Source organism: Campylobacter concisus (genome assembly GCF_902460535.1).
Lineage (GTDB): Bacteria > Campylobacterota > Campylobacteria > Campylobacterales > Campylobacteraceae > Campylobacter_A > Campylobacter_A concisus_AS.
The window spans coordinates 121,287-122,564 of sequence record NZ_CABPTV010000005.1; the positions used below are offsets into that span (position 1 = coordinate 121,287).

A 1,278-nucleotide genomic window follows, 5' to 3' on the forward strand; every position below is an offset into this window, starting at 1 on the left:
ATGCCATCTCTCAAAAGACAGCTGATGTTATAAGACAATCAGATGAAATTAAAAACATCATAACTATCATTAGAGATATAGCAGATCAAACTAACCTTCTAGCTCTTAATGCTGCAATTGAAGCAGCACGTGCAGGAGAACATGGTAGAGGATTTGCCGTTGTTGCTGATGAAGTTAGAAAACTAGCAGAAAGAACTCAAAAATCACTTGGTGAGATAGAAGCAAATACAAATGTCCTAGCTCAATCAATAAATGAGATGAGTGAATCTATAAAAGAGCAAAGTGAAGGTATAAATATGATAAATCAATCAGTTGCTCAAATAGATCACCTAACAAAAGAGAATGTGGTAATTGCAAACCAAGCAAACGAAGTAACATCTGAAGTAGATGAGATGGCTAAAGCTATAGTTGAAGATGTTAGGAAGAATAAATTCTAAAACACTTCTGGTTTAGGGTTTTAAATAAACTTAAATTTGTTTAATGAAAAACTACTCAATAAATTCCAACCTAGTTTAAGCTGGGTTGGGGTTTAATAAATTATCTTTTGAATTTAATTATTTATATAGTTGCTTTAAATTTTTTATCTTGGTTTTTTCCACTCATACTTGTAATGTTTGCAAATTTTAAAATTCCACTCATTTGCAAGAGTTGGCTACTGATTTTAGGTCTCACAAAGCTTGCCACTAAAATCAGAGCCGAAATTACTCGTTCATGAAATTTTAAAATTTGTCAGAGCTTCTTTGATATAAACGGCATGCAGTGTGAAGCGCTGGAGTATGCACCTCTAACGCACGAAGGGGGGGGGTTACTTAGGGCTTCGCCTCATAACTGTAAGCAGACAGGGGATTAAAAAGAGGGATAGTGGGATGGCTTTGCTTTGCTAGCTCGCAATTGCAAGCAGACCGTAATTCAAGTCCCCCATGTCTCCCTTTTGGATAAAAATTTACAAATTTAATTGAGTTGCTTGGCAAATTTCAAAATCTTAGTCACTCGTCTTGGCAACATATTAAATTTATAAATTTAGAACCGCGATATGCTTACTCATAAATTTTAAAATTTGCCCGAGTTTTTAACCGCAAGCTATTTGTTTCAAATATTAAATTTTCGCTATAAAATTTCCTGTCACAAAACATATATAATTGTGACAAACATTGTCAAATATTAAAATATCTTAGATATAAATTTTAGCTTCATATTTATTGCGTTTTTGGAGAATTTAATTAAACAAAAGATAAATTTAATCCATTTTATATGTTACTTTTCTACACCTGTCTCTTA

1 protein-coding gene is annotated in these 1,278 nt (G+C 32.6%); it reads left to right on the forward strand.

Translation table 11 applies throughout. The features are described 5' to 3' along the window. A partial coding sequence (locus FZ945_RS06330) for a methyl-accepting chemotaxis protein (RefSeq protein ID WP_258031397.1) occupies window positions 1–437 on the forward strand: 437 nt, incomplete at its 5' end. Window positions 438–1,278 lie beyond the last annotated feature (841 nt).